This is a genomic window from Rhizobium sp. Rhizsp42, from assembly GCF_047304155.1.
Lineage (GTDB): Bacteria > Pseudomonadota > Alphaproteobacteria > Rhizobiales > Rhizobiaceae > Rhizobium.
In genome coordinates, this window is sequence record NZ_JBGLYS010000035.1 from 22285 (window position 1) to 46353 (window position 24069).

The 24069-nt window shown below is 63.2% G+C and carries 25 protein-coding genes and 2 riboswitches; of the genes, 12 read left to right on the forward strand and 13 right to left on the reverse strand.

The window, feature by feature from the left end; genetic code table 11:
• Positions 1-28 precede the first annotated feature (28 nt).
• The gene (locus ACCD05_RS25540) at positions 29-217 is read right to left on the reverse strand and encodes a hypothetical protein (RefSeq protein WP_413396227.1); all 189 of its coding nucleotides are present in this window, start codon (positions 215-217) and stop codon (positions 29-31) included.
• Positions 218-435: 218 nt separating this feature from the next.
• On the opposite strand from ACCD05_RS25540, the gene ACCD05_RS25545 reads away from it, so the two are divergent.
• On the forward strand, positions 436-909 hold the full coding sequence (locus ACCD05_RS25545) for a cupin domain-containing protein (RefSeq protein WP_413396229.1): 474 nt from the start codon (positions 436-438) through the stop codon (positions 907-909).
• A gap of 11 nt (positions 910-920) precedes the next feature.
• On the opposite strand, the gene ACCD05_RS25550 is transcribed toward ACCD05_RS25545, so the two are convergent.
• The 6 genes from ACCD05_RS25550 to ACCD05_RS25575 form a co-directional block, all read right to left on the reverse strand.
• Positions 921-1193 (reverse strand): DUF982 domain-containing protein, encoded by a 273-nt coding sequence (locus ACCD05_RS25550; RefSeq protein ID WP_413396230.1) that lies wholly within the window; start codon positions 1191-1193, stop codon positions 921-923.
• Between the two features lie 41 nt (positions 1194-1234).
• Positions 1235-1882, reverse strand: coding sequence for an alpha/beta hydrolase (locus ACCD05_RS25555; protein ID WP_413396232.1), 648 nt, complete (start codon positions 1880-1882; stop codon positions 1235-1237).
• Between the two features lie 1242 nt (positions 1883-3124).
• Positions 3125-5989 carry an aminomethyl-transferring glycine dehydrogenase gene (gene gcvP / locus ACCD05_RS25560; RefSeq protein ID WP_413396234.1) on the reverse strand — a complete coding sequence of 955 codons (2865 nt, stop codon included), beginning with the start codon at positions 5987-5989 and terminating at the stop codon, positions 3125-3127.
• Positions 5989-6351, reverse strand: coding sequence for a glycine cleavage system protein GcvH (gene gcvH / locus ACCD05_RS25565; protein ID WP_056814156.1), 363 nt, complete (start codon positions 6349-6351; stop codon positions 5989-5991). The genes gcvP and gcvH overlap by 1 nt, the downstream gene beginning before the upstream one ends.
• 306 nt (positions 6352-6657) lie before the next feature.
• Positions 6658-7794, reverse strand: coding sequence for a glycine cleavage system aminomethyltransferase GcvT (gcvT, locus tag ACCD05_RS25570; RefSeq protein WP_413396236.1), 1137 nt, complete (start codon positions 7792-7794; stop codon positions 6658-6660).
• 71 nt (positions 7795-7865) lie between these two features.
• Positions 7866-7946, reverse strand: a riboswitch (glycine riboswitch).
• 3 nt (positions 7947-7949) lie between these two features.
• Positions 7950-8037: riboswitch (glycine riboswitch) on the reverse strand.
• Between the two features lie 113 nt (positions 8038-8150).
• Complete coding sequence (locus ACCD05_RS25575) at positions 8151-8420, reverse strand: hypothetical protein (protein ID WP_018902329.1); 270 nt, start codon at positions 8418-8420, stop codon at positions 8151-8153.
• Between the two features lie 202 nt (positions 8421-8622).
• Here ACCD05_RS25575 and ACCD05_RS25580 point away from each other — a divergent pair, with 202 nt between their 5' ends.
• The 8 genes from ACCD05_RS25580 (at position 8623) to ACCD05_RS25615 (ending at position 14407) form a co-directional block, all read left to right on the forward strand.
• The gene (locus ACCD05_RS25580; RefSeq protein ID WP_289726479.1) at positions 8623-8781 is read left to right on the forward strand and encodes a hypothetical protein; all 159 of its coding nucleotides are present in this window, start codon (positions 8623-8625) and stop codon (positions 8779-8781) included.
• A gap of 68 nt (positions 8782-8849) precedes the next feature.
• A complete protein-coding gene (crcB, locus tag ACCD05_RS25585) occupies positions 8850-9227 on the forward strand; it encodes a fluoride efflux transporter CrcB (protein WP_413396239.1) in 378 nt (125 codons plus the stop codon).
• A 101-nt stretch (positions 9228-9328) separates the two neighbouring features.
• Positions 9329-10321, forward strand: a complete 993-nt coding sequence (locus ACCD05_RS25590) for an RluA family pseudouridine synthase (protein WP_018902332.1) — start codon at positions 9329-9331, stop codon at positions 10319-10321.
• Positions 10322-10329: 8 nt separating this feature from the next.
• Positions 10330-10983: an HAD-IA family hydrolase gene (locus ACCD05_RS25595; protein ID WP_413396241.1), complete on the forward strand. Its 654-nt coding sequence runs from the start codon at positions 10330-10332 to the stop codon at positions 10981-10983.
• 8 nt (positions 10984-10991) lie between these two features.
• Entirely contained in the window at positions 10992-11786 is a 795-nt protein-coding gene (locus ACCD05_RS25600; RefSeq protein ID WP_413396243.1) for an ATP12 family chaperone protein, read from the forward strand.
• A 69-nt stretch (positions 11787-11855) separates the two neighbouring features.
• Positions 11856-12332, forward strand: a complete 477-nt coding sequence (locus ACCD05_RS25605; RefSeq protein WP_047512403.1) for a hypothetical protein — start codon at positions 11856-11858, stop codon at positions 12330-12332.
• A gap of 24 nt (positions 12333-12356) precedes the next feature.
• Positions 12357-13889, forward strand: a complete 1533-nt coding sequence (locus ACCD05_RS25610) for an acyl-CoA carboxylase subunit beta (RefSeq protein WP_413396245.1) — start codon at positions 12357-12359, stop codon at positions 13887-13889.
• A gap of 125 nt (positions 13890-14014) precedes the next feature.
• Positions 14015-14407: a DoxX family protein gene (locus tag ACCD05_RS25615; protein WP_111563593.1), complete on the forward strand. Its 393-nt coding sequence runs from the start codon at positions 14015-14017 to the stop codon at positions 14405-14407.
• Between the two features lie 120 nt (positions 14408-14527).
• Here ACCD05_RS25615 and fghA read toward each other — a convergent pair whose 3' ends face one another.
• The 3 genes from fghA to gfa form a co-directional block, all read right to left on the reverse strand.
• Positions 14528-15361: an S-formylglutathione hydrolase gene (gene fghA, locus ACCD05_RS25620; RefSeq protein WP_413396247.1), complete on the reverse strand. Its 834-nt coding sequence runs from the start codon at positions 15359-15361 to the stop codon at positions 14528-14530.
• A gap of 1 nt (position 15362) precedes the next feature.
• Positions 15363-15830, reverse strand: a complete 468-nt coding sequence (locus ACCD05_RS25625) for a YaiI/YqxD family protein (RefSeq protein WP_047512089.1) — start codon at positions 15828-15830, stop codon at positions 15363-15365.
• A gap of 172 nt (positions 15831-16002) precedes the next feature.
• Entirely contained in the window at positions 16003-16581 is a 579-nt protein-coding gene (gfa, locus tag ACCD05_RS25630; RefSeq protein ID WP_413396250.1) for an S-(hydroxymethyl)glutathione synthase, read from the reverse strand.
• Between the two features lie 354 nt (positions 16582-16935).
• On the opposite strand from gfa, the gene ACCD05_RS25635 reads away from it, so the two are divergent.
• Positions 16936-17595: a peroxiredoxin gene (locus tag ACCD05_RS25635; protein ID WP_413396252.1), complete on the forward strand. Its 660-nt coding sequence runs from the start codon at positions 16936-16938 to the stop codon at positions 17593-17595.
• A 46-nt stretch (positions 17596-17641) separates the two neighbouring features.
• The gene (locus tag ACCD05_RS25640) at positions 17642-18679 is read left to right on the forward strand and encodes an MBL fold metallo-hydrolase (RefSeq protein ID WP_018900069.1); all 1038 of its coding nucleotides are present in this window, start codon (positions 17642-17644) and stop codon (positions 18677-18679) included.
• A 31-nt stretch (positions 18680-18710) separates the two neighbouring features.
• Here ACCD05_RS25640 and trmFO read toward each other — a convergent pair whose 3' ends face one another.
• The 3 genes from trmFO to ACCD05_RS25655 form a co-directional block, all read right to left on the reverse strand.
• Positions 18711-20144, reverse strand: coding sequence for a methylenetetrahydrofolate--tRNA-(uracil(54)-C(5))-methyltransferase (FADH(2)-oxidizing) TrmFO (gene trmFO, locus ACCD05_RS25645; protein ID WP_413396254.1), 1434 nt, complete (start codon positions 20142-20144; stop codon positions 18711-18713).
• A gap of 102 nt (positions 20145-20246) precedes the next feature.
• Positions 20247-22319, reverse strand: coding sequence for a pyridoxamine 5'-phosphate oxidase family protein (locus ACCD05_RS25650; RefSeq protein WP_413396256.1), 2073 nt, complete (start codon positions 22317-22319; stop codon positions 20247-20249).
• A 51-nt stretch (positions 22320-22370) separates the two neighbouring features.
• Positions 22371-22985 (reverse strand): glutathione S-transferase family protein, encoded by a 615-nt coding sequence (locus ACCD05_RS25655; RefSeq protein WP_413396258.1) that lies wholly within the window; start codon positions 22983-22985, stop codon positions 22371-22373.
• 110 nt (positions 22986-23095) lie between these two features.
• Here ACCD05_RS25655 and ACCD05_RS25660 point away from each other — a divergent pair, with 110 nt between their 5' ends.
• On the forward strand, positions 23096-23983 hold the full coding sequence (locus tag ACCD05_RS25660) for a LysR family transcriptional regulator (RefSeq protein WP_413396260.1): 888 nt from the start codon (positions 23096-23098) through the stop codon (positions 23981-23983).
• Positions 23984-24069: the final 86 nt, after the last annotated feature.

Consider the following 24069-nt stretch of genomic DNA (forward strand, 5'->3'; position numbering starts at 1 on the left):
CGGCGGGCATCATATCGTCAGCTGGTGACTAGCGGCGACGCACGAGGAGTTCATAGGCGGCGAAGGCGAGCGACATCAGCGCGAAGACGCCGATTGCCAGCGGGTAATTGACCGGTGCGGCGGGGTTGAAGAGCTTCGGCACGCCGATGACGGCAACGGCGGATATCAGGGCGGAAAGCGCTGTTTCCCGGGCGATCATTCTGATGACAGGCGACATGCAGTGCTCCCTCGGCTGTATGAAAAGCGGCGTGAACATGCGGACTAGGGAAGATTAGAGCAATCTCAGAGGGTATCAAGCGTTTGCGGCGCCATCCTTGGCGCGCGGTGCGTGCATGTTTTTGCTGTGGAGGCTGGCGGCGCGGGCGGCGGCTTGATAGGGCTTTTGCCTGCAATCTGTTGCGCCGCATGTCTCAATTCGCCCGAGGACAATCTGCCATGGCCATCCAGACGTCTCATTCCAAATCGACCGAAGAGGTCATCAAGATACCGGCGATCGGGCTGGAGCTCGGCGTTCGGGTCGATCCGTCGACGACCGACGGGGCGTTCTGCTTCATCGACACGGTCAATGCGCCCGGCTTCGGCCCGCCGCGCCATCGGCACAAGGAGACTGAGGTCTTCCGGGTGATGGAGGGGCGGTATCTGTTCGAAGTGGATGGCGTGCAGTTCTACGCCGAGGAGGGCGATGTCGTGACCGTGCCTGGTGGAGCGGCGCATGCCTTCGTCAATGTCACCGATCGGCCGGCGCGGCAGTATATCCTGATCGCGCCCGGGCTCGATGCGCGAGCCTTCTTCCTCGGGCTTGCCGATGTCATGCGCGACGGGCGGCCGGATACGGCAGCGCTCAATCTATTCGCCGGAAAGTGGGACGTGGAATTTCTGGGGCCGCCGCTATCCGTGCCGGCTGAGTAAAGCCACCAGGCTCAGTCCTTCTTGATATCGATACCGGCCTCGATGGCGGCGGCGATGAAGGCCTTGCGGGCGTCGTCGTTGCTGCGCTTGCCCTTGATGACGTCGGCGCAGACGAGAAGCGCCTTGTCGAGCGCGGGTCCGTCTTCCGTTGGCCAGTCCTCGATCATCGCCCAGGAGGCGGCCTGGGTCGTGTCGATCGTCACATACTGGCCGGGTTCCTCGAGCGCCAGCATGACGGGCTTCGGCCAGGGCTGCTGGGTGAGATCGCCGTCGGATTTTGCCATGAGACCGGTCGCCTGTTGTCTGTTGTCGCGTGGCGGCCTGCTTAAAGCGGCGGGCGGGCGTGGGCAAGCGGAAAGACGCGGGATGCCAGCCATTGGCGGATGATGGCGGGTTCGTCGGGGTGGAGATGGTGATCGGTCGGAGACGAATGGCTGGTGACGTCGGCGCCGGCCGTCTGGAACTGTCGGGTGACTGTTACGGCGTCCTCGGGGGAACGGCGGTCGTCGCGGTCGCCGGAGAGGATGAGGACGGGCTTGGCGGGCATGGTCGGTATGATCGCGTCGGGGGCGGGCGAGAGCGGGCGGATGAGGATGGCGCCGGCTGCGATGTCGGGATCGCGGATCGTCAGGGAGGCGGCGATGATGGCGCCGTTCGAGAAACCCAAAAGGATGGGTGGGTGGGTGAACAGGCCGGTCTCGATTGCTGCCTGGATGAAGGTGCGCAGACGTTCGGTCTGAAGCGCGAGGTCGTTTTGGTCGAGCGTGCGGTCGGGGTTGCGGCGGAAGAAGGCGTAGCCGCTCTCCCAGGGGATCGGGCCGCGCAGCGACAGGTATGGCCAGCCGGGGGCGGCGGTTTCCGCCAGCGGCGGGAGTTCGGTCTCGTCGCGGCTGCTGCCGTGCAGGAGGAGGAGCGGTGGGCGAGTGTCGGTGGTTGATGTCGCGCGGTAGTGGAAGCCTTTGAGGTCGGGCATTGGGCTGTTGGCTTCCTGTTGGTTGTCGGGTGTTGGTCAATGACCGTTGCGGGTGTGGTTGGCCCTTTGTCCGGCGTTTTCTCGGCGTTCCCATCCCCACGGCGTCATCCTCGGCCTCGTGCCGAGGATCTAAGCACGTTGCTCGGAATGCAAGGGGGCGGATAAATTGGCGTGGGTGCCAGCGGTGGTTTTGTCCATGACCGTAACGGTTTTGATGGGCGTTGGCAGATCCTCGGGACAAGCCCGAGGATGACGGTCGAGAGAGGATTGTGATTCTCGATCAATGGGTTGGCGGTGGTATGGTTTTTGTTTTGCTTGCCGTGCTGCCTAGTCAATCTTCCGGCCGTTGGTCCCATGTTTTCCCGGTCGTTAGCATCCCCACGGCGTCATCCTCGGCCTCGTGCCGAGGATCTAAGCACGTCGCTCGGAATTCAAGGGGGCGGATAAATTGGCGTGGGTGCCGGCGGATGGTTTTGTCCACTGCCGTAACGGTTTTGGTGGGCGTCGGCAGATCCTCGGGACAAGCCCGAGGATGACGGTCGAGAGAGGATTGTGATTCTCGATTAATGGGTTGGCGGTGGTATGTTTTTTGTTTTGCTTGCCGTGCTGCCTAGTCAATCTTCCGGCCCTTTGTCCGGCGTTTTCTCGGACGTTAGGATCCCCACGGCGTCATCCTCGGCCTCGTGCCGAGGATCTAAGCACGTCGCCCGGAATGCAACAGTGCGGATGAATTGACGTGGGTGCCAGCGGTGGTTTTGTCCATGACCGTAGCGGTTTTGGTGGGCGTCGGCAGATCCTCGGGACAAGCCCGAGGATGACGGTCGAGAGAGGATTGTGATTCTCGATCAATGGGTTGGCGGTGGTACGGTTTTTGTTTTGCTTGCCGTGCTGCCTAGTCAATCTTCCGGCCCTTTATCCGACGTTTCCCGGACGTTAGTATCCCCACGGCGTCATCCTCGGCCTCGTGCCGAGGATCTAAGCACGTTGCCCGGAATGCAACGGTGCGGATGAATTGGCGTGGGTGCCAGCGGTGGTTTTGTCCATGACCGTAACGATTTTGGCGGGCGTTGGCAGATCCTCGGGACAAGCCCGAGGATGACGGTCGAGAGAGGATTGTGGCGCTCGATCAATGGGTTGGCGATGATGGGTATCACGCTCCTCGTCCGTCAGTCCCCGACCAGATCAACCATCCCCCAAACACCAAAACGCCCGGACAAAGCCGGGCGTTTCGATCTCGTATCCTTATTCGGCCGCTTCGGCGTAGGCCTCCAGCGGCGGGCAGGTGCAGATCAGGTTGCGGTCGCCGAAGACGTTGTCGACGCGGTTGACCGGGGACCAGTATTTGTCCACGCGGAAGGCGCCGGGGGGGAAGCAGGCCTGTTCGCGCGAATAGGGGCGGTCCCATTCGCCGACGAGGTCTTCGACCGTGTGCGGGGCGTTCTTCAGCGGGTTGTTGGCCTTGTCGGAGCGGCCTTCCTCGATGTCGCGGGCTTCCTGGCGGATCGCCAGCATGGCCTCGCAGAAGCGGTCGAGTTCGGCCTTGGTTTCCGATTCCGTCGGCTCGATCATCAGCGTGCCGGCAACCGGCCAGCTCATGGTCGGGGCGTGGAAGCCGCAGTCTATCAGGCGCTTGGCGACGTCGTCGACGGTCACGCCTGCGCTGTCGACCAGCGGGCGCGTGTCGATGATGCACTCATGCGCCACGCGGCCGGCCTCGGACTTGTAGAGCACGTCATAGGCGCCCTTCAGCCGGGCGGCGATGTAGTTGGCGTTGAGGATCGCCACCTTGGTCGCCTGCGTCAGGCCTTCGCCGCCCATCATCAGGCAGTAGCTCCAGGAGATCGGCAGGATGGATGCCGAGCCGAAGGCTGCAGCCGACACCGCACCCGAACGGCCGTCGGTCTCAGGATGGCCGGGCAGATGCGGCGCGAGGTGCGACTTGACGCCGATCGGGCCCATGCCGGGACCGCCGCCGCCGTGCGGGATGCAGAAGGTCTTGTGCAGGTTGAGGTGGGAGACGTCGGAGCCGATGTCGCCAGGGCGGGACAGGCCGACCATGGCGTTCATGTTGGCGCCGTCGAGATAGACCTGGCCACCATGCTTGTGCACGAGATCGCAGATCTCCTTCACCGTTTCCTCGAACACGCCATGGGTCGAGGGGTAGGTGATCATGCAGCAGGAGAGGTTGTCGGCATACTGCTCGGCCTTGGCGCGGAAGTCGTCGAGGTCGATGTCGCCGTTTTCGCGAACCTTGACGACAACGACCTTCATGCCGACCATCTGGGCGGATGCCGGGTTGGTGCCGTGCGCCGACGTCGGGATCAGGCAGACGTCGCGGTGACCGTTGCCGTTGGCGATGTGGTAGTTGCGGATCGTCAAGAGGCCCGCATATTCGCCCTGCGCGCCGGAGTTCGGCTGCATGGAGAAGGCGTCGTAGCCGGTGACGGCGCAGAGCTTTTCGGTCAGGTCGTCGATCATCTCGCGATAACCGAGCGCCTGGTCAGCCGGCACGAAGGGATGGATATCCGAAAACTCCGGCCAGGTGATCGGCAGCATTTCCGCAGTGGCGTTGAGTTTCATCGTGCAGGAGCCGAGCGGGATCATCGAGCGGTCGAGCGCCAGGTCGCGGTCCGACAGACGACGGATGTAACGCGTCATCTCGCTTTCGGCGCGGTTCATGTGGAAGATCGGATGCGTCAGGTACTCGCTGGTACGCGCGAGGCCCTTGGGCAGGCGATAGCTGGGCTCGAAATCGGCGACGGCGAAGTTGCCGCCGAAGGCGCGCCAGACGGCTTCCAGCGTCGCCGGGCGGGTACGCTCGTCGAGGCTCATGCCGATCTTGGTGGCGCCGACCTTGCGCAGGTTGACACCTTCGGCGACCGCCGCGCGCAGGATGACGCCCTGCATGTGGCCGACATCGACGGTGATGGTGTCGAAGAAGGTTTCAGGCTCGATGGTGTAGCCGAGCTTCTCCAGGCCCTTGGCCATCAGCACGGCCTTCTGGTGGACCTGCTGGGCGATCGCCTTGATGCCCTTGGGGCCATGGAAGACGGCATACATCGAGGCCATGACGGCGAGCAGAACCTGCGCGGTGCAGATGTTCGACGTCGCCTTTTCGCGGCGGATGTGCTGTTCGCGGGTCTGCAGCGACAGGCGATAGGCGCGGTTGCCGCGGGCATCGACCGAAACGCCAACGAGGCGGCCGGGCATGGAGCGCTTGTGGGCGTCCTTGACCGACATGTAGGCCGCGTGCGGGCCGCCGTAGCCGACGGGAACGCCGAAGCGCTGCGACGAGCCGATGGCGATGTCCGCGCCCATTTCGCCAGGCGACTTCAGAAGCGTCAGCGCCAGGATGTCGGCGGCGACGATGGCGATGGCGCCGGTCTGGTGCAGGCGCGAGATCAGGCCGGTGAAATCATGCACATGGCCGTGCGTGCCCGGATACTGGAAGATGGCGCCGAAAACGTCGACCGGGTCGAGATCGGTAAAGGGGTTGCCGATGACGACGCTCCAGCCGAGCGGCTCGGCGCGGGTCTTGATCAGCTCGATCGTCTGCGGATGGCAGGCGGCGTCGACGAAGAAGGCCTTGGCCTTCGACTTGGAGACGCGCTCTGCCATCGCCATGCCTTCGGCGGCAGCGGTCGCTTCATCAAGCAGCGAGGCGTTGGCGACGTCGAGGCCGGTGAGGTCGCAGATCATCGTCTGATAGTTCAGGAGCGCCTCGAGGCGGCCCTGGGAAATTTCCGGCTGGTAGGGCGTATAGGCCGTGTACCAGGCCGGGTTTTCCAGGATGTTGCGCTGGATGACTGGCGGTGTGATCGTGCCGTAATAGCCCTGGCCGATCAGCGAGGTCAGGACCTTGTTCTTGTTGGCGGTTTCGCGCAGCTTGTCGAGCGCCTCGCGCTCCGTCATCGGCGCGCCCCAGAGGAGCGGCGCCTTCTGGCGGATGGAGGGCGGGACGGTCGCGTCGATCAGCCCGTCGAGGCTGTTATAGCCGATGACCTTGAGCATATCGGTCATTTCAGCCGGCGAGGGGCCGATGTGACGACGATTGGCGAAGTCGTAGGGCTGGTAGTCGGTAAACTGGAATTCCGTCGGCGTCGTCATTACGCGGTGAGCTCCTTGTAGGCCGCTTCGTCGAGCAGGCCGTCGGCATCGGCGGCATTGGCGAGCTTCAGCTTGAAGAACCAGCCGGCGCCCTGCGGGTCGGAATTGACCAGCGACGGATCGGCGACGATGGCGGGGTTCACTTCGGTGATCTCGCCAGCGAGCGGGCAGTAGACATCCGAGGCGGCCTTGACGGATTCGACGGTGGCCGCGTTGTCGTTCTTGCCGAAGGTGGCGCCGACTTCAGGCAGTTCCACGAACACCAGATCGCCGAGCTGCTCGACGGCGTAGGTGGTGATGCCGACGGTGGCGACACCGGCTTCGATCTGCAGCCATTCGTGTTCTTCGGTGAATTTCAGCATGGGATGATCCTCTCTGGGGAATGGGGTGTTTGGGTGGTGTAGGTACTGAAGGCTGTGCCTGGCGATACCCCCCTCTGTCCTGCCGGACATCTCCCCCACAAGGGGGGAGATCGGCGAGTGGCGAGGTCTACGCCAAACAATGAAGGTCGAGCGAGCGGGCGCGCCCAGCCAATCTCCCCACCTGTGGGGGAGATGCCCGGCAGGGCAGAGGGGGGTAATCCGCGCGCATCGCTAACGATAGCGGCCTGCGAACAGTGCGCCTGAACAGGCAGTGCAACGATATGGATCGCCGCCGCGCTCATGGTCTTATCGCTTGTAAGTCGGAGCGACGAAGGGCAGGGCCGCGACTGTCACCGGCAGGTACTTGCCGCGAACCTCGGCGTAGACGATCGTTCCGACTTCGGATGAGCCGACCGGCACGTAGCCCATGGCGACCGGGCCTTCGGCACTCGGGCCGAAGCCGCCCGACGTCACTTCGCCGATTTCGGTCTTGCCTTCCTGGTCGGCGTAGAGCTTGGCGTGGCCGCGCACCGGCGCCTTGCCGTCGGGTTTCAGACCGACGCGGCGGCGGGTGGCGCCGTTGTCGAGTTCGGAGAGGATGCGCTCAGCGCCGGGGAAGCCGCCGGCGCGGGCGCCGTCGGTCTTGCGAGCCTTCTGGATGGCCCAGACGAGGGCTGCCTCGACGGGGGTCGTGGTGGTGTCGATGTCGTTGCCGTAGAGGCAGAGGCCGGCTTCGAGGCGCAGGCTGTCGCGGGCGCCGAGGCCGATCGGCTCGACGTCGGGATGCTCGAGCAACCGCTTGGTGACGTCGACGGCCATGTCCGAGGGGATCGAAATCTCGTAGCCATCCTCGCCGCTGTAGCCGGAGCGCGAGACGAGACAGGAGACGTCGTGCAGGCGGCAGTGGCGCACGTCCATGAATTTCATGGCGGCGACGTCGGCCCAGAGTTCGGCCAGAGCCTCGACGGCGCGCGGGCCCTGCAGCGCGATCAGCGCGCGGTCGAGCACCGTGATGTCGCAGGTGTCGGAGAGGTGCTTCTGAAGATGCGCGACGTCGGCATCCTTGCAGGCGGCGTTGACGACGACGAAGAGGTGGTCGTCAAGATGGGTGATCATCAGGTCGTCGAGAATGCCACCGTTTTCATCGGTGAAGAAACCGTAGCGCTGGCGTCCCTCGGCAAGACCGAGGATGTCGACGGGAACGAGGCTTTCGAGCGCGAGTGCGACGTCCTCATACTTGCCCGATTTCGCCTTGATGACGACCTGGCCCATGTGGGACACATCGAAGAGACCGGCGGCTGCGCGGGTCTGCAGATGTTCCTTCATCACGCCGGCCGGATATTGCACCGGCATGTCATAGCCCGCAAACGGTACCATGCGGGCGCCGAGCGACAGATGCAGGTCATGCAGCGGGGTTTTCTTCAGGGCAGCAGTATCGTCCAAGGACGCCTCCGGTGTTTGCGCGTGGGTTCCATGCGCGGGCTCAAATATTCGGGCGCGGTTGCGCCTTGTTTCGAGCCCCCTCTGTCTGTTTGCCTGAGATTGTTATCCCTTCGGCGTGCGTTTCGAGAACGCATCTCTCCAGAGTTCCGTCTGCCCCTTGCTGGTCCTTTTGCCTGAGAGTTTCCGGGGCGGTTGCTCCTTCGGCACCGGCTGCGACGAGCCGGCTTCTCCCAACAAGGTTGAGCGCAATTATCTGGCGATGGCGGTGCTTGGCAAGGGGGAATGTCGCCGGCGAGCAATTTTTTGTCGCGGTCTTCTTGGTCGGTCGAATTTCGGATCGATCGGGACGGGTGGTCTCAGTCTTCTTCGTAAAGCTTGAGAGCCTGCTGCAGGGCGGCCTGCGGCTGGCGCTGGCCCATGGTCATCAGGTCGAGCGCGACTTCGGTGGAGTTGATGACGGCGGCCGATTCATCGGTATCCTGGCCGGCATCGGTCCGGCGCTTGATGTCGGCCACCTTGCGGGCATCCTTGGCGGCAGTGCTGGCCGACACGCGCGGGGGGATGCGCAGCGCTTCAAACGCCGCGGCCGCCGTACTTGCCGAAATGGAACCAACCAGAACTGTCATGTGACAGATTTAGGACAGCGGACCTTCCTGTCCCGCTAAGAATATCGCTAAAATATGATCGATCGTGATTGTTCTTGTGCTTAATTCCGGCTCTTAAGCTATAGTGCGAATGTATTGCGCCGCTATATCTGCCTCATTGCCGCGTTACTTCCCGCATTACTCGACAACAAAACAGTACCGGTCCTTCAGAGGAGACGTTCAGATGCGCCGTTTTCACTCTCTTGCCCTGGCGGGAGCGCTTGTCGTCACCGCCTTCATAGCCACGGCCTGCACCTCGACGGAGCAAAGCCGCGATGCCCGCATGCCGCTGAACTCGGCCTGCGCCTATGGCTTCAACAACGACCGGCCGTGCAGCTATTGAGGTGGAGCGGTGAACCGAATCTTTAGCCATCAATTGGCAAGGCATCCGGCCTGCGCTACACAAAGCCTATGATCCAGGCTCTTCTCGTCGCCGTCGGCGGCGCCATCGGTTCCGTGCTTCGCTACTACGTCGGCCAGTGGTCGTTGCGGCTGATGGGCCCGAACTTTCCGTGGGGGACGCTGGTCGTCAATGTTCTGGGATGTTTCGTGATCGGCGTCTTCGCGGAGCTGATCGCGCGGCGTTTCAATGCGTCGAACGAATTACGACTGCTGCTGATCACCGGCTTTCTCGGTGGCTTCACCACATTCTCCGCCTTTTCGCTGGATGCCATCTCGCTGATCGAGCGCGGGGCGATGGCGTCGGCGGCGGTCTATATGGTGGCGAGCGTGGGGCTGTCGATGGTGGCGGTTTTCGCCGGGCTTGCGATCATGCGGGCGTTGATCTGAGAGCGCACCTGAGATTCAGGTTTCCGTTTTTGCGTAAAATACTCTAAAGCCAGCGGCAAAGGCCGCGCCTGGTGCCGGCAACTCTTTCCGAAAGTACAGACATGGCTGGCATTGAACATATTACCGTCGAAGCCGACGAGGCGGGCATGCGCCTCGATCGTTGGTTCAAGATCCACTATCCCGGCCTCGGATTCGGTCCGCTGCAGAAGCTGATGCGTTCCGGCCAGGTGCGTGTCGATGGCGGTCGCGTGAAGACCGATGCGCGCGTGCAGCCGGGGCAGGTGGTGCGCGTGCCGCCGCTCGATGTCGACGCCAAGAAGGCCGGGCCGATCGCCAGCCACGATCTCAAGCACGGCGGCGACTACGAGCTGCTGCAACGCATGGTGCTGCATGAGGACGACAAGGTGATCGTGCTCAACAAGCCGGCCGGCCTTGCCGTGCAGGGCGGTTCCGGTGTGACCCGCAACATCGACAAGATGCTGGAGGCCTGGACGAGCCCGAAGGGCGAGAAGCCGCGCCTCGTGCACCGTCTCGACCGCGACACGTCAGGCGTGCTCGTCATCGCCCGTACGCGCGGTGCCGCGCAGAAGCTGACGGCGGCGTTTCGCGAGCGCGACACCAAGAAGACCTACTGGTCGCTGGTCAAGGGCGTGCCGCGCAAGCACGAGGACAAGATCTCGACCTGGCTGGTGAAGGAACAGACGCCGGATGGAGACCGTATGCGGGTCTGCAAGCATGGCGAGGAGGGCGCCGACCACGCGATCTCCTATTACAAGGTGCGCGAGACGGCGGCGCAGAACCTCGCCTGGCTGGAGATGGAACCCTATACCGGCCGCACGCACCAGCTGCGCGTCCACGCGCTGCATATCGGTCATCCGATTATCGGCGACCCCAAATATTTCGACGACGACCACAATTGGGATTTCCCCGGCGGCATCCAGAAGCGTTTGCATCTGCACGCCCGCAAGATCGATATTCCGCATCCGAATGGCGGGCGCCTGCGAGTGACCGCGCCGCTGCCGCCGCACATGGTCCAGACCTGGAACCTGCTCGGCCTCGATCTGGCTGAGGCTGACCGGGAAGATTTCGAATGAATTCCGGCATGAAACTGGCATTGTTCGATTGCGACGGCACGCTGGTCGATAGCGCCGCGCTGATCCATGAGGTGATGGCGCGGACCTTCGTGCATTTCGGTCATGACCGGCCCGAACTCTCGCAGACGAAGGCGATCATTGGCCTGACGCTCGATATCGCCATTGCGCGCATGCTGGGCAAGCCGCATGTGGACGACGAGGCGGTGGCGATGACGGCGCATTACAAGGCGATCTACGCCGATGTGCGCGCCGAAGCCGGTGTCGATGTGCCGCTGTTCGATGGCATCAGTGAGCTGATCCGCACGCTGGCGGAGAAGGACGAGGTGCTGATCGGCGCCGTGACCGGCAAGTCGCGTCGCGGGCTGGTGCATGTTCTGGAGACGCACGGATTTTCCCGCGATTTCATCGTGTCGCGCACCGCCGACGATTGCCCGTCGAAGCCGCATCCGGCCATGGTGACGGAATGCTGCAGCGAAACGGGGATGAATCCCGCCGATACCATTGTCATCGGCGACGCGATTTACGATATGCAGATGGCGAAGGCGGCGGGCGCCACGGCGATCGGTGTCAGTTGGGGCTATGCCAGCGTCGATGATCTGATTGCGGCCGGCGCCGATACCATCGCCTATCATCCGGCCGATATTCTGAAGCATTTTTCCTGAGGTGAGCCATGCGTGATCTGTTGAACGACCTGTCCGAGGGGCTGAGCCATCCCGATCCGATCCGCCGCGCGCAGATCCAGATGAAGAAGCCGCTCCCCAAGCGCTTCTACACGGACGTCTCGGTGAGCGAGGCCCAAGGCGCCGAAGCCGGCTTCGTCGTCGAACTCGACGGCAAGGCCGTGCGCACGCCGGCCCGCAATCTTCTGGCTGCGCCGACACGCAAGCTTGCCGAGCTGATGGCTGACGAGTGGAAGGCACAGGGCGACGAGATCGACCCTGCAGCCATGCCGTTGACCAAGCTGATCAACACGGCGATTGACGGCGTTTCGACCGACACGCAGGCCGTCTTCGAAGATATTCTGCGCTTTTCCGGTACCGATATGCTCTGCTACCGCGCCGAGGGGCCGGAAGAACTGGTAGCGCGGCAGACCAAGCTCTGGGATCCGGTGCTCGACTGGGCGTCGAACGCGCTCGGCGCGCGCTTCATCCTCGCCGAGGGCATCGTGCATCAGCAGCAGCCGCAGAGCGCGATTGCCGCGTTTTCGGCGGGGCTGCGCAAGCACGACAATGCGATCGCGCTCGCGGTGCTGCACACGATCACGACGCTGACGGGATCCGCACTTCTGGCGCTGGCTTTTGCCGAAGGCGAGCTCGATGAAACCGAGGTGTGGTCGCTGGCGCATCTCGAAGAGGACTGGACGATCGAGCACTGGGGCAGCGATGAAGAGGCGGAAGAGCGCCGCGCGCTGCGTTTCATCGATTTTCTGGCGGCCACGCGTGCTTTTTTGGCACTGAAGGGCTGAAATAGATTGCCATGACCGTCTTTATGACGAAGATCGCGACTCTTAATGGGGTGGACGCGGTTTTTCGTCATGAATATGTTTCAGTCGGTTATTTCAAAAATTTTACTGTCTTTTATCGCGCTCGTTTCGGGTTTGGCGCTGATTTCCTGCGGCTCGCTGATGCACAAGGAGCCGCCGGGACCAATTTACGACGTACGCAGCGCCGTGGTCGTTTCCGGCCCGAAAGTGCCGCCCGCGGTGCTCGCGGGCGTGGGTGATCGCGTCAACAAGGCGATCAATGCCACGGTTCGCACCGAGGTCTATCCGCGCGTCGTGCTCACCATCCGCGTCGTCTCCGTCACGACGGGGCAGGGCTATGACAAGAGCCAGAGCTCGGCGAAGATAACGGTTGACGCGGCTTCCGTCGAAGACGGCACCGTGATCGCCGTGTCGACGTTCGACGTGCTCAGCCGCTCGAACCTTTCCGATGCATCGGAAGAAATTCTTGCTGAAAACATCGCAGCGCGTATCCGGTCGATCTTCACGCTCAGCCCGGGCTCGGAATAAGCGCGCCGTAACCGGGAGGTCGCCTTGAAGGAAATTCTCGAAGAGCTCGAACGCCGCCGTGACATCGCCCGCAAGGGTGGCGGGGAGGCCAGGATCGAGGCGCAGCACAAGCGTGGCAAGCTGACCGCGCGCGAGCGCATCGATCTCATTCTCGACGAGGGGTCCTTCGAGGAGTTCGGCATGTTCGTCGAACACCGCTCCAACGATTTCGGCATGGAGAAGAGCCGGATCGCCGGCGATGGCGTGGTGACCGGCTGGGGCACGGTCAATGGCCGCACGGTCTTCGTCTTCGCCAAGGATTTCACGGTCTTCGGCGGGTCGCTGTCGGAAGCGCATGCCGAGAAGATCATCAAGGTCCAGGACATGGCGCTGAAGAACCGCGCGCCGATCATCGGGATCTACGACGCCGGCGGCGCGCGCATCCAGGAGGGTGTGGCAGCACTCGGCGGCTATGCCGAGGTGTTCCAGCGCAATGTGCTCGCCTCGGGCGTCATTCCGCAGATTTCCGTCATCATGGGGCCTTGCGCCGGCGGCGACGTCTATTCGCCCGCCATGACCGATTTCATCTTCATGGTGCGCGACACCTCCTACATGTTCGTGACCGGCCCTGACGTCGTCAAGACCGTGACCAACGAGACGGTGACGGCGGAAGAGCTCGGCGGCGCCTCGGTGCACACGACGAAATCCTCGATCGCCGACGGCGCCTATGACAACGATGTCGAGGCGCTGCTGCAGGTGAGGCGGCTGATCGATCTGCTGCCGCAGTCGAACACCTCTCCGGTGCCGGAGATCGAATGTTACCAGTCGGTGACGGAAGCCGATGCGTCGCTGGATACGCTGGTGCCCGCCAACGCCAACAAGCCTTACGACATCAAGGAACTGATCCTGAAGACGGCGGACGAGGGGGATTTCTTCGAGATCCAGGCGAGCTTCGCCAGGAATATCGTCTGCGGCTTCGGGCGGATCGAGGGTTCGACCGTCGGCTTCGTTGCCAACCAGCCGATGGTGCTGGCCGGCGTTCTCGACAGCGATGCCTCACGCAAGGCGGCGCGCTTCGTGCGCTTCTGCGATTGCTTCAACATCCCGATTGTCACCTTCGTGGATGTGCCGGGCTTCCTTCCGGGCACGGCGCAGGAATATGGCGGGTTGATCAAACACGGGGCGAAGCTGCTCTTTGCCTATGCCGAGGCGACCGTGCCGAAGCTGACCGTCATTACCCGCAAGGCGTTCGGTGGGGCTTACGATGTCATGGCGTCGAAGCATATGCGCGGGGATCTGAACTATGCCTGGCCGACGGCGCAAATCGCCGTCATGGGCGCCAAGGGCGCGGTCGAGATCATCTTCCGCAAGGATATCGCCGATCCCGAAAAGATCGCCGAACATACGAAGATGTACGAGGAGCGGTTCCTCTCTCCCTTCGTGGCGGCCGAGCGAGGCTATGTCGATGAGGTGATCATGCCGCACTCGACCCGCAGACGGTTGGCGCGCGGATTGAAGATGCTGCGTAACAAGGATCTTACCAATCCCTGGAAGAAACACGACAATATTCCCCTTTAAGGTGAAGAAGCCGTGGAAAATCAATGAAAATCAAGCGGATGTGATGGGAATGGCCGATATCGTGACTTCTCTGTTTTCAACCAGATCGCTAACGCTCCTCTGTCTTTTGACCTAAGGAGAGTTTTATGCCCCGTTTCGAACGCCTTAACGCGTACCAGCCGTACGCATTGGCCGCGCTCCGCATCATCACCGCTCTGCTCTTCATCGAGCACGGCACGATGAAGCTTTTCGCCTTCCCGATTCCCCAGGGTGAAGGCGGTCCGCTGCCGCCGCTGATCCTTTTCGCTGCTCTGCTTGAGACCATTGGCGGTCTGGCGATCCTCGTCGGTTTCTTCACCCGCCCGGTTGCCTTCATCCTGTCGGGCCAGATGGCGGTCGCCTACTTCATGGCGCACCAGCCGCGCGGCTTCTTCCCGGCCGAGAACGGCGGCGAAGCGGCAATCCTGTATTGCTTCGTCTTCCTGGCCCTGGTGTTCACCGGCGCCGGCGCTTTTGCGATCGACAAGAACAAGGCCTGATCTGACAGCCGCGGGCCTGTCCCGCGGCGCCGTCTGATCAAAGCAACATGAAGGATGCGCCGGGGACGAGCGCATCAACCGACCGGCCCCTTTCGGGGCCGATCGTGTTTTCAGCATTTATCAGCCGAGACGCTCGGCGTGCCACTTCAGGTGATCGTCCATGAAGGTCGAGATGAAGTAGTAAGAGTGGTCGTAGCGTTCGTGCATGCGCAGCGTCAGCTTTATGTCGGTGTCCTTGATCGCCTCTTCGAAGAGCCAGGGGCGCAGGCCGTTTTCCAGGAAGCCGTCGGCCTTGCCCTGGTCGATCAGGAATTCCGGGAAGCGTGCGCCATCCTTGACCAAGGCGCAGGCATCGTACTGACGCCATGCGGCGCGGTCTGAGCCGAGATATTTTTCGAAGGCGGGGGCGGACCAGTCGGCGGTCGAAGGCTCGACGATCGGCGCGAAGGCCGAGCAGCTCTTGAAGCGGCCGGGGTTCTTCAGTGCGATGGTCATGGCGCCATGGCCGCCCATGGAATGGCCGAAGATGCCCTGGCGATCCATATCCATGCGGAAGTGCGGGCGGATGAAGGCGGGCAGTTCCTCGGTGATGTAGGTGTACATCTGGTAGTTTTCGGCCCATTGCTCTTCGGTGGCGTTCAGATAGAAGCCGGCGCCCTTGCCCATCTGCCAGTTGGTCAGTTCATCCGGCACGTCGTTGCCGCGCGGGCTGGTATCGGGGCAGACGATGATCAGGCCGAGCTCGGCCGCCATGCGGCGATACTCGCCCTTTTCCATGACGTTGGCGTGGGTGCAGGTGAGGCCCGAGAGATACCACAAAACCGGGCAGGGCTTTTCGATCGCCTGCGGCGGCACGAAGACCGCGAAGGTCATGTCGCACTTCAGGGCCTCGGACGTATGCGTGAAAACGCCCTGCATGCCGCCGAAGGCGGTCGCCTGGGAAATGATGTTCATTCTATTCTCCTGGTGGTGGCGTGACGGCCTTGGCGCGGCGGCACAGCCGATCGAATGTTTCGAGAAAACGGGAGCGGTCCTTCGGACCGAAGGCGGCGTTGTAGCCCTTGCTTTCGCCGGTTTCGCGCAGATGCGCGCCGAGATCGCGCATGGCGGAGGCCATGCCGATATTGGTATCGTCGAAGACGCGGCCGGTGGGGCCGGTGACGAAGGCGCCCGTCGCAACGCAGCGCACGGCGAGCGGAACGTCGGCGGTGACGACGACGTCGCCCGGGCCGGCATGTTCGGCGATCCAGTTGTCGGCGGCGTCGAAGGCGTTGGAAACGATGACGTTGTGCACCATCGGGTCGCGCGAGGGGCGCAGGCCGGAGTTGGCGACGAAGGTCACTTCGATGCTCAGCCGCTCGGCGACCTTGAGGACCTCGGGCTTGACCGGGCAGGCGTCTGCGTCAACGTAGATATGGTGCATGAGTGTTTGTCGGTGTCCTGTCGATGCGCTCGTACGATGGCTCCCGATCCGCCGCGTCGTGGCGACGAGGGAGCGCGGGGCTTGGTACCAAATATTTCAACCATTTGCGAGGGGAACCAGCGACGTCATCGTCTGGTGACGCCGCTGGCTTCGTCAACGCTGAGCTCGATCCTCACGCCTCCTTCAGCGTGCCGGCTTTCTTCGCGGCGAAGGTCGCCAGTACATCCATGAGCGTCGGGTTCAGGCAGTCGTAGGGCGCAAGCCCGAGCTCGTTCAAGCGGCTACGAACGCCTGACATCGCCGAAGGTGGCGTACCGCTCTCGATGATCGAGGAGACGAAGGCGGCGAAGGTGGGTTCGGGCCAGCCTGCTTCCTGGAAGCGTTCGGGGTGGACGAAGGACAGGCCCTTGAAGGCGTGGTCGCGCTCGACAGGGCCGTACATGTGAACGCCGCATTCCTTGCAGGCGTGGCGCTGGATCAGCGCGTCCTTGTCGACGACGGCGAGCTTGTCGCCATTTTCGAGAACGGTGACGTTGTCTGTCGAGGCGACAGCGACCACCGAGAAGGCGGCACCTTTCGGCTTCCAGCACTTGGTGCAGCCGCAGGCATGGTTGTGGGCGACCGTGCCCTTGACCGAGACTTTTACCGGGCGGCTGGCGCAGGCGCAGACGAGCGTGCCGCCCCCGAAATTCGCCTGGCCCTTCTTGACCCCGCCATCGAGCGCGGGGTGGATCGATACCTGGTATGCCATGCTCAGCTTCTCCTCCTCAGCTGCCGGTGGCTCCCAAATCAGGACCGATTTGTGAAAAAGCCGCCAGCCATTTCAAAGTCGTGCCGCATTGCGTGGTGGGTCTGTCGTGGCGTGGAATGTCGAACGCAAATCTAACAAACCGGCTCTGTGAAAACCAGCGAATCCGCATGGCGGGATTTGTCGGTTTCCGCCGGCATGCACTGATCATATCGGCCCCTGTCGACCCTGACAGCCACGCGATTTTCAGGCCGCGCTACCTCTTTCGTTTCATATTGCCTAACGCTCCAAAGTGGAGCATGTTTCGCGCACTCAGCGAAACCTTGTGAATTTTCCTACAACTTATTGGAGGTAATTATGCTTGCCATCAACGACATTGCTCCCGATTTCGAAGCGCAGACGACCGAAGGCACGATCAATTTTCACGATTGGATCGGCAGCTCCTGGGCGGTCCTGTTTTCGCATCCCAAGGATTTCACGCCGGTCTGCACCACGGAACTCGGTTACATGGCGAAGATCAAGCCGGAGTTCGACAAGCGCGGCGTCAAGATCATCGGCCTCTCCGTCGATCCGCTGGATCGCCACGACGGCTGGATGAACGACATTGAGGAGACGCAAGGAACGCGCCCCAACTACCCGATGATCGCCGACGTCGATTTCAACGTCTCCAAGCTCTACCACATGCTGCCGGCAGCCGTGTCGGGTGATCCGACCGTCCGCACCGCGTCCGACAACCAGACGGTTCGCAACGTCTTCGTCATCGGCCCGGACAAGAAGATCAAGCTCATCCTCGTCTACCCGATGACGACGGGCCGCAACTTCGACGAAGTCATCCGCGTCATCGATTCTCTGCAGCTGACCGCCAAGCACAAGGTCGCGACGCCGGCCAACTGGCAGAATGGCGGCGACGTCATCATTGCCGGTTCGGTCTCCGACGAGGACGCCAAGAAGCAGTACCCTGACGGCTGGGTGTCGCCCAAGCCCTACATCCGCATCGTGCCGCAGCCGAAGGGCTAAGCCCGATCGCGGGACATCGATCTCGGACAGAACGCAGGAGGCGAAGATGATCTTCCGTCAGCTTTTCGATCCCGCATCCAGCACCTACTCCTACCTGATGGCAAGCAGGCGGGGCGGGGAGGCGCTGATCATCGATCCGGTCCTGGAGAAGGTCGATCGCTACCTGCAGCTCATCCACGAACTCGACCTGAAGCTGGTCAAGGCGGTGGACACGCATCTGCACGCCGATCACATCACCGGTCTTGGCGCCCTGCGCGACAAGACCCACTGCACGACCGTGATGGGGGAGCAGACCAAGGCCGATGTCGTCTCGATGCGCCTGTCGGACAATGACAGGTTGACCATCGAGGGGCTGTCGCTCGATGTCATCTATACGCCCGGCCACACCGACGATAGCTACAGCTTCGTCCTGCCCGACCGTGTCTTCACCGGCGACACGCTCTTGATCCGGGGCACCGGCCGTACCGACTTCCAGAACGGCGATCCGCGTGCCCAGTTCGAATCCATCTTCGGCCGCCTGCTGAAGCTGCCCGATACGACGCTCGTCTACCCCGCCCACGACTACAAGGGCGACACGGTCTCGACGATCGGCGAGGAGAAGGCCTTCAACCCGCGCCTGCAGGTGCGCTCGGCCGATGAATATGCCGACCTGATGAACAATCTGAAGCTCGCCAATCCGAAGATGATGGATGTGGCGGTGCCGGCCAACATGAAGATCGGCATGGATCATCACGACGTCGACAGCCACGGATGGTCATTGAGCGTCCGGCAGGTCTTCGATCTCATGGGCCGGCCCGATGTCGCGCTGATCGACCTGCGCGAGGATAGCGAACGCCAGCGCCACGGCGTCATTCCGTCATCGCTGCATTTTCCCTATCCGGCGCTCGCTGAAAGCATCAGCGCCGGCGGCGTTCTGCATGAACTGGGGGTCTCGACCACCAAGCGCCTGGTCTTCTACTGTGCCTTCGGCGAACGCTCCGCCATGGCTGTGCAGGCCGCGCACGACGCCGGCATCGCATCGGCATGCCACATCGAAGGCGGCATCGACGCCTGGAAGAAGGCCAATGGGCCGGTGACCCACTGACCTGTCTTGGCTTGTGAGCAAAGCGGCCTGATCAGGCCGTCTTCGCCACCGGCGTTGTATCGCCAAGCCACGTCGCGCAATCGGCGAGAGCCCGCTTGGCGATCAGCTGCCGCTTCATGATCGTCTTGTCCTTGCCGCGGAAACGCTTCACGCCCTCCGGCTTGACGATCGAGCCCGGCTCGAGTTCCGGGAATAGTCCGAAATTGATGTTCATCGGCTGGAAGGAGCGCTTGCCCGGTTCCTCGTCGTTGCTGATATGCCCGCCGGTGATATGTCCGAGCAGCGAACCGAGCGCCGTCGTTGCCGGCGGCAGCGAGACTGCTTCGCCCTTGCGCTCAGCAGCCGCGAACCGGCCGGCGAGCAGGCCGACGCTGGCGCTTTCGACATAGCCCTCGCAGCCGGTGATCTGGCCCGCGAAGCGCAGGCCCGGCCGCGACTTCAGCGTCAGCGAACCGTCGAGCAGCGTCGGCGAGTTGATATAGGTGTTGCGGTGCAGGCCGCCGAGACGGGCGAACTCGGCGTTCTGCAATCCCGGGATCATCTTGAGGATTTCGGTCTGCGCGCCGTATTTCAGCTTCGTCTGGAAGCCGACCATGTTGTAGAGCGTGCCGAGCGCATTGTCCTGGCGCAGCTGCACGACGGCATAGGCCTTCACCGTCGGATTATGCGCATTCGTCAGCCCCATCGGCTTCATCGGCCCGTGGCGCAGCGTCTCGCGGCCGCGCTCGGCCATGATCTCGATCGGCAGGCAGCCGTCGAAATAGGGCGTGCCTTCCCACTCCTTGAAACCAACGGTGTCGCCGGCGATCAGCGCATCGACGAAGGCGTTATACTGCGCTTCGTCCATCGGGCAGTTGATGTAGTCCTTGCCGGTGCCGCCGGGGCCGACCTTGTCGTAGCGCGACTGATACCAGCAGATATCCATGTCGATGCTCTCGCGGTAGACGATCGGGGCGATGGCATCGAAGAAGGCGAGGGCATCAGCACCCGTCTCGGCCTGGATGGCGCTCGCAAGCGACGGCGCCGTCAGCGGGCCGGTGGCGACGATCGCCAGGTCCCACTCCTTCGGCGGAAGACCGGTGATCTCTTCGCGCACGACTGATATGAGCGGATGATCATGCACCGCGCGCGTGACGGCTTCCGAGAACCCGTCGCGATCGACAGCCAGCGCGCCGCCGGCCGGCACCTGGTGCTTGTCGGCGCAGGCCATGATCAGCGATCCCGCCATGCGCATTTCCGCATGAATGACGCCGACGGCATTGGCGGTCGCATCGTCCGAGCGGAAGGAGTTGGAACAGACGAGTTCGGCCAGATGGTCCGTCTTGTGGGCATCGGTGCCGCGCACGCCGCGCATCTCGTGCAGGATGACGGGAACGCCGGCGTTTGCGATCTGCCACGCGGCTTCGGAGCCCGCGAGCCCGCCGCCGACGACGTGGATGGGAGAATGGGAAGAGGTCTGGGTCATGCGCGGCTGATTATCACGCCGCGCCATGACAGCAAACTGGATATTGGCAGGAAACTGGATATTTGAGCAACACCTGCCGCACCTCGGTCGCCCCGCCATTCTCTAGAGATCGAGCTCCAGCCGCGTCTCGCCCTTGGCGGGAACCGCGCAACAGATCAAAGCCTCGTCCTCGGCAACCTCGGCCGTCGGCTCTCTGGTATAGGCGACCGCGCCCGCCAGAACCTTGGTCCGGCAACTGCCGCAATTGCCGAGCCGGCAGCTGAACTCCGGCTGCAACCCGCGCGCCTCGGCAAGCTCCAGCAGCGTGCCGCCTTCAGGCTCCCATCGTGCCTCCTTGGCCGATTGCGTGAAATAGACAGGCATCGGCACATCCGCCGCCGACCTAGCCTTCACGGCGGAAGCCTCAGCCGACACGCCACCCGATCGCGCGACCGATGCCACGCCAAACGCCTCGGCATGGATTCTGCTATCCGCGACATTCAGCCCCCGCAGCCCGTCATAGACCGACTGCATGAAGCTCGGCGGGCCGCAGAGGTAGAAGTCGTAATCGTTGAACGGCAGCACGGCGCGCAACAGCGCCATGTCGATCCGCCCCTGCGCGTCATAGTCTCGCCCCTCGACCGCACCGGAGACATCACCAAGCAGCCGGACCAGCCTGACCGCCCCGCCGGAAGCCGCGACAAGCGCCCCGATCTCATCGTCAAACGCGCGCTCGCCCTTGCTGCGCGCGGAATAGAACAGCCACACCGGCCGCATCCCGCGCTTGCGGAACCCCTCGTAGACGACATGCCTGAGCATGGCGAGCAGCGGCGTGATGCCGATGCCAGCCGCCAGCATCACCGCCGGCCGCTGCTCCGCCGCATCGATGCCGAACACACCACCCGGCGCACGCGCCTCGATGATATCGCCGACACCGATGTGGTCGTGCAGATGGCGCGAGACGACGCCCTCCCGCTTCACGCTGATGCGATACTTGTTGTCGGACGGCGCGACCGACAGTGTATAGGTCCGGATCAGCGGCCGATCTTCGCCGGGGACAATCACGCGTATCGGTAGATATTGCCCGGCCGCATGCGCGATCAGTCCGCCGCCATCGACGGGCTCCAGGTGAAACGAGCGGATGTCGGCACTCTCATCCACGATCCGTGCCACCCTGAGCGGCCGCCAGCGGCTCGCCATTTCGGCGGCGCTGATGCGCCCGGCGGCGGCCTTCCAATCGCCCGTCATCAGCGCGTTCGGTGATTGCCCGTCGGCGCGCGAATTCCACCGAAGCGGCAGTGCATCCGCCCGGTAGACGACATGGCGCGGGCGGAAACGCCACAGGCGCTCCGCACCCTGGAAGGCGGCGATCTCGGGCGAATCCAGAACGACTTCGGCATCACCAGACAATTGCAGCAGGTCGCCGCTGTCGAAATCGACGAAGACAAGACCGGCGCGGCCATTGATGAGAATATTGCCGAGCGTATTGAAGAACAGATTGCCGGCGAAGTCGGGGATCGTCAGAACCCCATCCTCGCCGATCCGCACGAAGCCCGGCTTGCCGCCCCGGTGCGAAACATCCACCTGCCGCTCGCCATCGTCACGATCGGCATAGGACGCGACGAAGAACGTGTCCGATTTCGAGATCAGCGCCATCGCCCGCGCATCCAGTGCACCCGAAACGACGGCCGGCACGGCCGAGGAGATTTCAGGCTCGCGGCTGAAGCCGAAATCGCGCAGCTGGATATATTGCGGGCAGTTGCCATAGGACTGGCCGACCGTGACATCGAAGCGATCCGCCGTGCTGCGCGCGATCGTGCCGTTCAGCCGGTTGCGCCGGCGCGTCTGCAGCTCGATGCCGAGCATGCCGATCGCGTCGCCGTCTTCCATACCGCGATCGGCAGGATCGCCGGGCTCGCGCGCAAGCTTGACGCTCAGCGTGTGCACATCCGGACTGTCGAGGAACCCAGGATAGTTCGCCCGCAGCGTCGCCCAGGCGTCGCCATTGGTGTCCACCGTGCCGAGCACGATGAAGGGCAGCTGCGGGTAGAACTGGCGGTGCTGGTCGATCAGGTGGTCGCGCAGCACGCGCGCGCCCACATCCTTCATGCGCGCCGCGACGCCGGCCTTTTCCTGCAGGGCAATCTCCCCGTCATGCCACGGGGAAGGCTTTTCAGTCTGCTTCAATGCAAGCATGACATTCTCCTTCGTGGATTTTCAAAGACCGGCGGCGGCGCGTGGCCTGTCTCAGGCCGCGTCGGGAATGCCGATCGCTGTCTTCTGGAATGGGCGGAAGCCGGGCAGCGCCTCGGTACGCTTCAGCCAGGCGCTGACATTGCCGTAGCGGAAGCGATCGACATTCCCCTCCGGCGCGCGGGCGATGTAGCTGTAGAGCGCGACGTCGGCGATCGTCGGCCGATCCGCCGCGATCCATGCCTTGCCGGCCAGCTCCGCGTCGATCAGCGCCAGAATACGGTGGGCGCGTCCGATCACCTCTTCGGTGTCGAAGCTCGCGCCGAACACTGTCACCAGCCGCGCGGCGGCCGGGCCATAGGCGATTTCGCCGGCAGCCACCGAAAGCCAGCGCTGCACGGAAGCGGCGCCCACGGCATTCTCAGGCAGCCAATCCGGCGCATGCTTCTTGGCGAGGTAGACCAGGATCGCGTTCGAATCCGCAAGCACCAGCCCATTGTCATCGAGGACGGGAATCTGCCCGAACGGGTTGAGCGCCAGGAAGGCCGGCTTCTTGTGCTCGCCACCGGCGAGATCGATGTCGACAATCTCGGCGTCGATCCCGGCAAGCGAGATGAACAGGCAGGCGCGGTGCGCATGGCCGGAAAGCGGGTGCGAATAGAGCTTCATGGAACTGGTCTCCGTTGATGTTGCCTCGAAGCATAATTGTTCCTGATTTCGTATGGAATTTCGATTATGAGAAAGGGACTGTTTCTCTGTGCGGAATAAAAGGCGGCGATATGGATCGGCTTCAATGCATGAAAGTTCTGGTGCGGGTTTCCGAGACGGCAAGCTTCGCGGAAGCGGCGCGGCAGCTGCACATGAGCCCGCCCGCCGTCACCCGCGCGGTGGCCTTTCTCGAGGACGCCACCGGCGCGCGCCTCTTCGTGCGGTCGACACGATCGGTCAACCTGACCGAGGCCGGCCGGCGCTATGCCGATGACTGCAAACGCATTCTGGCCGAGATCGACGAGGCCGAGGCCTCCGCCGGCGGCTCGCACGCGACGCCATCAGGCATGCTGACGATCACCGCGCCGGTGCAGTTCGGGCAGTTGCATGTCATGCCTGTCATGACCGAGTTTCTCGATATCCATAAGGGCGTGACCGGCCGTGTTCTGCTCTTTGACAGGATCGTCAGCCTTGTGGAGGAGGGGATCGACGTTGCGATCCGCATCGGCCGCCTGCAGGATTCCGACCAGACGGCGATCAAGGTAGGCAGTGTCCGCCGCGTCGTCTGCGGCGCGCCCTCCTATTTCGAACGCCACGGCGAACCGAAGACACCCGCCGATCTCGCCAGCCACGCCACGATCGTCAACACCGGCTCGTCGGCACCCCTCGACTGGCACTTCGCCCCCGACGGCGCCGCCGCAACGCTCCATCCGCGCCTCTATTGCAACACGGTCGACGCCGCGATCGCCGCCTCGGTCACCGGCTGGGGACTATCCCGCCCGCTCTCCTATCAGGTCAGCCGGTACGTCGCCGCGGGCCAGCTGCGTCTGACGCTTCAGGATTACGAGGAACCGCCGCTGCCGATCCATGTGGTTCACGCCGAGGGCCGCCACGTGTCGGCCAAGACGCGGGCCTTCGTGGACTTCGCGGTGGCGAAGTTGCGGGCGTTGGAGATGTAGGTGGCGGCTTTGGCGCCCAACATCACGCGGAATAGAAAACGGTACCGCGGCGGATGGGTTTTAGGTGCCATAGGCTTGGTGCGTAG

Bases quoted from the DNA above. Each gene is read 5' to 3' on its own strand.
- ACCD05_RS25540 (WP_413396227.1), bottom strand. From the start codon at position 217: ATGTCGCCTGTCATCAGAATGATCGCCCGGGAAACAGCGCTTTCCGCC.
- ACCD05_RS25545 (WP_413396229.1), top strand. From the start codon at position 436: ATGGCCATCCAGACGTCTCATTCCAAATCGACCGAAGAGGTCATCAAG.
- ACCD05_RS25550 (WP_413396230.1), bottom strand. From the start codon at position 1,193: ATGGCAAAATCCGACGGCGATCTCACCCAGCAGCCCTGGCCGAAGCCC.
- ACCD05_RS25555 (WP_413396232.1), bottom strand. From the start codon at position 1,882: ATGCCCGACCTCAAAGGCTTCCACTACCGCGCGACATCAACCACCGAC.
- gcvP (WP_413396234.1), bottom strand. From the start codon at position 5,989: ATGACGACGCCGACGGAATTCCAGTTTACCGACTACCAGCCCTACGAC.
- gcvH (WP_056814156.1), bottom strand. From the start codon at position 6,351: ATGCTGAAATTCACCGAAGAACACGAATGGCTGCAGATCGAAGCCGGT.
- ACCD05_RS25575 (WP_018902329.1), bottom strand. From the start codon at position 8,420: ATGACAGTTCTGGTTGGTTCCATTTCGGCAAGTACGGCGGCCGCGGCG.
- ACCD05_RS25580 (WP_289726479.1), top strand. From the start codon at position 8,623: ATGCGCCGTTTTCACTCTCTTGCCCTGGCGGGAGCGCTTGTCGTCACC.
- crcB (WP_413396239.1), top strand. From the start codon at position 8,850: ATGATCCAGGCTCTTCTCGTCGCCGTCGGCGGCGCCATCGGTTCCGTG.
- ACCD05_RS25590 (WP_018902332.1), top strand. From the start codon at position 9,329: ATGGCTGGCATTGAACATATTACCGTCGAAGCCGACGAGGCGGGCATG.
- ACCD05_RS25595 (WP_413396241.1), top strand. From the start codon at position 10,330: ATGAAACTGGCATTGTTCGATTGCGACGGCACGCTGGTCGATAGCGCC.
- ACCD05_RS25600 (WP_413396243.1), top strand. From the start codon at position 10,992: ATGCGTGATCTGTTGAACGACCTGTCCGAGGGGCTGAGCCATCCCGAT.
- ACCD05_RS25605 (WP_047512403.1), top strand. From the start codon at position 11,856: ATGAATATGTTTCAGTCGGTTATTTCAAAAATTTTACTGTCTTTTATC.
- ACCD05_RS25615 (WP_111563593.1), top strand. From the start codon at position 14,015: ATGCCCCGTTTCGAACGCCTTAACGCGTACCAGCCGTACGCATTGGCC.
- fghA (WP_413396247.1), bottom strand. From the start codon at position 15,361: ATGAACATCATTTCCCAGGCGACCGCCTTCGGCGGCATGCAGGGCGTT.
- ACCD05_RS25625 (WP_047512089.1), bottom strand. From the start codon at position 15,830: ATGCACCATATCTACGTTGACGCAGACGCCTGCCCGGTCAAGCCCGAG.
- gfa (WP_413396250.1), bottom strand. From the start codon at position 16,581: ATGGCATACCAGGTATCGATCCACCCCGCGCTCGATGGCGGGGTCAAG.
- ACCD05_RS25635 (WP_413396252.1), top strand. From the start codon at position 16,936: ATGCTTGCCATCAACGACATTGCTCCCGATTTCGAAGCGCAGACGACC.
- ACCD05_RS25640 (WP_018900069.1), top strand. From the start codon at position 17,642: ATGATCTTCCGTCAGCTTTTCGATCCCGCATCCAGCACCTACTCCTAC.
- trmFO (WP_413396254.1), bottom strand. From the start codon at position 20,144: ATGACCCAGACCTCTTCCCATTCTCCCATCCACGTCGTCGGCGGCGGG.
- ACCD05_RS25650 (WP_413396256.1), bottom strand. From the start codon at position 22,319: ATGCTTGCATTGAAGCAGACTGAAAAGCCTTCCCCGTGGCATGACGGG.
- ACCD05_RS25655 (WP_413396258.1), bottom strand. From the start codon at position 22,985: ATGAAGCTCTATTCGCACCCGCTTTCCGGCCATGCGCACCGCGCCTGC.
- ACCD05_RS25660 (WP_413396260.1), top strand. From the start codon at position 23,096: ATGGATCGGCTTCAATGCATGAAAGTTCTGGTGCGGGTTTCCGAGACG.